Source organism: Deltaproteobacteria bacterium (genome assembly GCA_016219225.1).
GTDB lineage: Bacteria > Desulfobacterota > RBG-13-43-22 > RBG-13-43-22 > RBG-13-43-22 > RBG-13-43-22.
Genome location: JACRBX010000235.1, coordinates 1 through 5,846 on the forward strand (window position 1 = coordinate 1; position 5,846 = coordinate 5,846).

The 5,846-nt window shown below is 53.0% G+C and carries 8 protein-coding genes; all 8 read right to left on the reverse strand.

What is annotated here, in order from left to right:
• A partial coding sequence (locus HY879_19645) for an ABC transporter permease (GenBank protein ID MBI5605551.1) occupies nucleotides 1-1,088 on the reverse strand: 1,088 nt, incomplete at its 3' end.
• Between the two features lie 7 nt (nucleotides 1,089-1,095).
• On the reverse strand, nucleotides 1,096-1,503 hold the full coding sequence (locus tag HY879_19650) for a hypothetical protein (GenBank protein MBI5605552.1): 408 nt from the start codon (nucleotides 1,501-1,503) through the stop codon (nucleotides 1,096-1,098).
• Nucleotides 1,500-2,168 carry an ABC transporter ATP-binding protein gene (locus HY879_19655; GenBank protein MBI5605553.1) on the reverse strand — a complete coding sequence of 223 codons (669 nt, stop codon included), beginning with the start codon at nucleotides 2,166-2,168 and terminating at the stop codon, nucleotides 1,500-1,502. The genes HY879_19650 and HY879_19655 overlap by 4 nt, the downstream gene beginning before the upstream one ends.
• The gene (locus HY879_19660; GenBank protein MBI5605554.1) at nucleotides 2,161-3,411 is read right to left on the reverse strand and encodes an ABC transporter permease; all 1,251 of its coding nucleotides are present in this window, start codon (nucleotides 3,409-3,411) and stop codon (nucleotides 2,161-2,163) included. Before HY879_19660 ends, HY879_19655 begins: the two co-directional genes overlap by 8 nt.
• Before the next feature lie 74 nt (nucleotides 3,412-3,485).
• Nucleotides 3,486-3,983, reverse strand: coding sequence for a periplasmic heavy metal sensor (locus HY879_19665; GenBank protein ID MBI5605555.1), 498 nt, complete (start codon nucleotides 3,981-3,983; stop codon nucleotides 3,486-3,488).
• Entirely contained in the window at nucleotides 3,973-4,440 is a 468-nt protein-coding gene (locus HY879_19670; GenBank protein MBI5605556.1) for a zf-HC2 domain-containing protein, read from the reverse strand. Before HY879_19670 ends, HY879_19665 begins: the two co-directional genes overlap by 11 nt.
• Before the next feature lie 69 nt (nucleotides 4,441-4,509).
• Nucleotides 4,510-5,052: a sigma-70 family RNA polymerase sigma factor gene (locus tag HY879_19675; protein MBI5605557.1), complete on the reverse strand. Its 543-nt coding sequence runs from the start codon at nucleotides 5,050-5,052 to the stop codon at nucleotides 4,510-4,512.
• Nucleotides 5,053-5,147: 95 nt separating this feature from the next.
• Nucleotides 5,148-5,846, reverse strand: a 699-nt coding sequence (locus HY879_19680; protein MBI5605558.1) for a hypothetical protein, incomplete at its 5' end; no start/stop codon positions are given.

Below are 5,846 nucleotides of genomic sequence, written 5' to 3' on the forward strand. Positions count from 1 at the left end.
GCCGTTGCCGCCTCTTTGGCAAAGGCGGGAGTGAGGTTTATCTCCCAGGGGGTTGATACGGGGATGGAGAGAAACCCCAAGAGGTAAGAGATCCCATAGCCGGCGATAAGGCCAACCAGACCTCCGGCGAAGGATTGCAACAGGGCCTCGGCCATGAGCTGCTTCTGAACATTCCGCTCGGTCCAGCCTACTGCTTTCAATATCCCGATCTCGCTGGAACGGGCCACCAGGTTGGCCAGCATGGTCTTGATGATCAGGAAAATGGCACCCCCGAGGGCGACCAGGGAGGCCAGCCAGGAGAATTGATCCGATATCTTGGAAACCCCGCCCATCAGTTCCAGGAAGGAGTCGGAACTGGTAACGGAGACCCCGTTCACTCCCCGGGCGATCTGCGTCTTTACCTGGCTCAGGAGCGAAGGGTTGTTAAGCCGCAAATAGACGATATTGACGCCCTTGGCCTCTCCGGAAAGGAGATTTTGGGCATCCTTAAGGGACAGGTAGACATTGGCCGAGGCGATCTGAGAGCCTTCCCTGATCTCCAGAAGCCCCACCACCGTAAAGGGTCGGCCATCAATCATCATGGTGCCGCCCAGGGCCGTATGATGGAATTTGGCATAGTGTTTTTCCAGAACCATTTCGCCCTCTTTTTCCGGAAACCGTCCTTCTTTCAGCCACTCTTTGACCTTGACCGGTCCCAGACTCGGCTGGGAAATATCCACCCCCATAATGGTCTGGAAACCGCCCCGGTCAAACACCCAGAGAAGCAGGGAAGAAGCCGCGGCGCCCACACCGTCTATGGAGGCCAGTTTCCGAACCTCTTCAGGCGCCAGCACCTGGTTCGAAAAGGGCAGCCGGATACCCCGCATCGATTGGGGTGTTTGGGCAGCATTAACGGAACGCTTTTCGGGTTTCTGGACCACGAGGTCGGCCCCAAGGTTTTTAAAAGGCTGGCTCACCGCCTTTTGGTAGGCGGTGGAGACGGCGTTGATGGCCACAAAGAGGGCAATACCTATGGCAATACCGAGGATGTTCACCAGAGTCCGGTGATGGTGGTGTCGAAGTTCGTTCAGTACATAGCGAGTGTTCATGGTTTCCTCACTTTTTGCCCGTTGCCTGGTTGAGAGCGCCCTTGAGGTCCTCCAGGGTCCATTTGCCTTGAAAGAAGGCCGGTCCTGAACCCGTAGGGAAGCCGGCGAAGGTGATCTGCTTGACCCCGATGGTCCACTTGGGTTGGCCCTCTATCCAGACGATCAAGGGTACGTGCTGACTTATCCCCATTTTGGACATGAACTTCTCCCCCTCTTCCGTATCGAAGTCATGCCAGGACACCGTGATCTTGTCGCCATAACCGGAGAAAACGCCCTTCATCTTGTTAAGCGTCTCCATGAGGGGGCCGTGGTTCATGTAGAGCACATCGACCTTGATCGGGGTTGCCGCCTGGGTATTTCCCCCAAAATAAAGGATAACCAAGGCCAGGGAACAGAGTAAAATAAATTTTTTCATGAGATCACCTTTCCATCGAGCATGCGGATCAAACGGTCTGTGGTTTTGGCAAGTTCGGCTTCGTGGGTCACCATGAGGATGGCGACTCCTTCCTGGATATGGAGCCTTTCCAGGATGTCCATGATGGCATCGCCGGTAGCGGAGTCCAGGTTTCCGGTGGGCTCATCGGCAAAGAGGACCTTGGGGTGGTTTATGAGGGCCCGGGCAATGGCCACCCTCTGTTTTTCGCCCCCGGAAAGGGCCGAGGGCAAATGCTCCGCCCTGGGCAACAAATCCATTTTCTCTAACAGATCCATGGCCCGCCTTTCCCGTTCTTCGGCCGGCATCTTTATAGGAAAAAGAGGGAGGGCAACATTCTCCCAGGCGGAGAGGGTGGGGATCAGGTTGAAGGACTGGAAGATAAAACCCACGTTGTCCCGGCGGAAGAGGGCCAACTCATCCTCGGTAGCGCTGGTAATATCCTTCCCGCCCAACTGGACCTTCCCTTCGGTCGGGCGCTCCAGCCCCGAAAGCAAAGAGAGGAGGGTCGTCTTGCCACAGCCTGATTTTCCAACCAGACAGACAAATTCCCCGGCAGCAATAGAGAGCGAGACATCCTTAACTACTGCCAGGTTCCCGTATTTCTTAGTGAGACTGGTACCGGTTAAAATAGTTCCGTTATTCATGTCGTAAAACCTCCGATGGTTTGATTTTTGAGATACTTCTACTGAGCAATCCGCCTGTCAGGCCGCCGATCACAACGGAAAGAAGGATGGCGAAGGCTGCCAGAGACCAGGGTATATGCACAGGAAGCCTGAGGGTTTTAAAGATCTGATCCCCGCCACCGGGCAGAAAGTGGGGTGTGGGGCTCATCTCCCAGGGAATGGGGATGTTTACCTTGATAAAGCCACGACCGATCGAGGCGACCAGGGCGATGAGCAGACCCAGGATGCCGGCCAGGAAACACTGGATGACCGATTCCGAGAGGAGCTGGGTCACTACGTTACGGTTCGTCCAGCCCACGGCCTTGAGGACGCCGATTTCCCTGGCCCGTTCGGCGATATTTCCGGCCATGGTCTTAAAGGCGATCAGGACGGCCACGATAATAGCGATCAGGGAGGCGGCCATGGTGAATTTGTCTGACAGGGCAAAGAGGCTGCCGAGGAGCTTCAGGAATGAATCAGGGGTGCCGATGGCCGCTTTTTTGCCGACGATAGTCGGAAGGGTTGAGGCCAGGGCCGTAATCTTTTCCTGATCGGCCTTGATGAAGAGGAGGTTGACATCGGCCGGATCAAAGGGAGAGACCGAATGGACCTGAGGGGAATTGGCCGCCAGCTTCTGGGCTTCGGCCAACGGCACATAGACATTGGCTACGGCGATCTTGGCTGCCCGGGATGCGTCTACCAGCCCCACCACCGGATATGATCTTTTGGCAATCGATATGGTGTCGCCCACCTTGAGGTTGAATTGCCGGGCATAGGAGATCTCAACCAGGGCCTCCGGTTTGGTCTCTTCCAGAAAGCGTCCCTCCGTAACGGCCCGCGCAAGGGTTGCCGGGCCAACGGCGTTGTTTTGCTCGATACCCAGGACGATCCAGGCCCGGTTGGGATCGAAGACCCAAAGCAGAACGGCCTTGCCTATACCCCGCACCCCCGGAAGGGCCTGGATTTTTTTGACCTGGTCATCCCGGATGGTGACCGCCGAGCAGGGAAATACGGCACCTTCCAGTTGTTCCGGGACATTTCCCGGCCGCTGGACCGTGATATCCGCCCCGATTTCCTTTAAGGGGGCATGGGCCGCCTGGCGGTAGGCAGAGGAGAGGGCATTGAGGATGATCAGCAGGGCGATGCCTATCGATAGACCGATAATCGCCGCCAGAGTCCTCCGCCTCTGGTAATAGAGTTCATTGGCCAAATAGTGTAGATTCATTTAAATCCTCCAGTTTAATGCGAAAAAAGTTTCAAGATGCAAGATGCAAGTATATTATCCTCAGAGCGCAAATTTTACGGGCAAATGGCCTCCTTGCGCTGGGCCATGGCGCTCTCGATCAGATGCAGAAATTTTTTCTGCTGGTCCTTATCCAGCATGGACTTGAATTCGAGCATGTGGGAAACGACCGTCTTTTGTATGTCTTCCTGAATTTTATTAATATGGATTATTGCCGCCTCGATGGCCTGGTTATCGGGGTGGTCCGCCCCGATGAGGGCGATAAGGGAAGTCCTCAGTTGGCCCACTTCCTGGCTTTTTTTAGCCAGGGCGTTATGAAATAAGGCTGCCTTTTGCTGGAAGAGCTTGATCTGTTCCGGCTTCAAGGACAGCTCTTCGAAAAACATCTTCGGTGCAATAGAGGCCGGCGGACCCGGCAGATCTCTCGCTCCAAAAAACGGGGCCGGGCGATAAAGGCGGATCTGCTTGTAATGGGTGTAGGCCGCGGTGCCGAGGAACGAGAAATTCAAAAGCAGAGAGACGATCAGGATATACTTTAAGAGGTTATCTTTCATGATTGCCTCCTGCCAGCGACACGTAGATGCCCCCGATTGAATCGGGAGGCGTGGCCTGGAAGAGATCGAGAGAAAATGATTCCTGAACGGTCACGGGCCTTTCGGGTGTTTTGCCGGTGACGAGCAGATTTCCGGAGACCATACCGATAAACATAATGACCAGCGCGAAGGCCACTTCCACCGCCCGTAGGAAGGCCGGCTGAAGGGTAAAGAAACTCCAGAAGGATGGGCGTCTTTCTTTTTCTTCGATCCGGGCCATGACCCTGGTGGCAAAACCGAGGGGTGCCTCGAATTTTTCTGCAGAACCCAAAAGATGGTGGATCGCCATTTGCCCTTCCATGGCTTCTTGGCAACCCGGACAAGCACGCAGGTGGTGCTCAAAGGTCCTTTCCTCCTGGGGATCAAGGTCTTGGTCCACATACCGGGAGATCATTTGTTTTACTTGTGCGCATTCCATTTTTTTTTCTCCAATTGCTTAAACGGTCAGGATCCGATTTTGTTCCCAATTATTTTTATCAGGGAAGATTCATTTTCCCGGCAGTAGCCGGCGTAACTCTTCCCGTGTTCTCGACAGCCTCGATTTAATTGTCCCTACGGAGGTGTGCAGCACCTCGGCCATTTCCTCGTAGGAAAGCCCTTCAATCTCCCGCAGGACAATAACGGCCCTCGAATCTCCGGGCAATTGGTCCAGGGCCGTCTGGATGGCCCTGCCGATTTCCTTCGATTGGTAGTGTTGCTCGGGGGATGGTTCGGCCGATGGTAAGGCCTCCACCAGGGATTCGTCTTTGAGGGGTTCGGGGCGCAATTTTCTTTTATGGTCGAGACAGGTATTGACCGCGATGCGGTAAAGCCAGGTATAAAGAGAAGATTCGGGTTTAAAGTGCTTTAAGTTCCGGTAGGCTTTCAGGAATACATTCTGGGCGGCATCCTCCGCGTCTTGAGGATGGCCGAGAAGGTAACGGCAGAGGTTATAGATTCTATCCTGATATTTTTTGATGAGTATTTCGAAGATCGATAAATCGCCGGCCTTGAATTGTCGGATCAAAAGGTTTTCATCTTTTGCGTTCATGACGGCCATATAAGAATAACGAATAAGAAGCGCTTTTGTTCCTTCAAATCGGATAAAGGCCAAATATAAATTTTTAAACCGGGAAACGGGAAAGCTTAAATTGTTTGATCCCGCCAGATCCCCCCTTTCTTTAATAAATTTTTCCTGGAATGGAAATCGATTTTTCCGGTAATGAAATGGCTATGGACGACCACAAAAACGACCAGAGGCGGATAAAAAGCCAGGATGATCCTGAATATGTCGACCAGGGCGTTTTCTCTTGGATATTGGGACAGGAGGCTGAAAAGCCCATAGAGTCCGAAAATAGTAGGCATCAGGGTTCCGACATACTTTCCGATCATTTTGAGTTCCTGATCCCTTCGGTTGTAATAGCGTAACCCCATATCGTCCAGGGTCCAGAGGGTTGATAAAAGGAGGGAGATAGTAATCGTAATGGCGGTAACCAAAAGCATGCGTCCCAGTTGATAATGACCGGAAATAACAGGAAGAGAGGAACTGGTGGAAGGTCCGGTGATGACCTCGATGAGGGCCAGTAATTTAGTGGCAAAAAGAAAACCTATACCGATCCCCTGAAAGGGACGGAAGAGCCAATGTTTGAGGGGGTAGATGGTTATTGCTTCCGGGCGCTCGATTTGGATAAGGGCGTTTTTCCCTTTCTCAATAATAAATTTATAGATGGGCCTCAATAGGTAGAGGGGGAAGCACAGAAAAAGAGCATAGCGAAAAAACCGCAGAAAAACCCTGTAAAGGATCTTCCAGGTCTCGGAAGCGGAATAATCGCTTAAATAGATAGA

Excerpts from the sequence above, each read along its gene's own strand:
- HY879_19650 (MBI5605552.1), bottom strand. The coding sequence starts at position 1,503 with ATGAAAAAATTTATTTTACTCTGTTCCCTGGCCTTGGTTATCCTTTAT.
- HY879_19655 (MBI5605553.1), bottom strand. The coding sequence starts at position 2,168 with ATGAATAACGGAACTATTTTAACCGGTACCAGTCTCACTAAGAAATAC.
- HY879_19660 (MBI5605554.1), bottom strand. The coding sequence starts at position 3,411 with ATGAATCTACACTATTTGGCCAATGAACTCTATTACCAGAGGCGGAGG.
- HY879_19665 (MBI5605555.1), bottom strand. The coding sequence starts at position 3,983 with ATGAAAGATAACCTCTTAAAGTATATCCTGATCGTCTCTCTGCTTTTG.
- HY879_19670 (MBI5605556.1), bottom strand. The coding sequence starts at position 4,440 with ATGGAATGCGCACAAGTAAAACAAATGATCTCCCGGTATGTGGACCAA.
- HY879_19675 (MBI5605557.1), bottom strand. The coding sequence starts at position 5,052 with ATGAACGCAAAAGATGAAAACCTTTTGATCCGACAATTCAAGGCCGGC.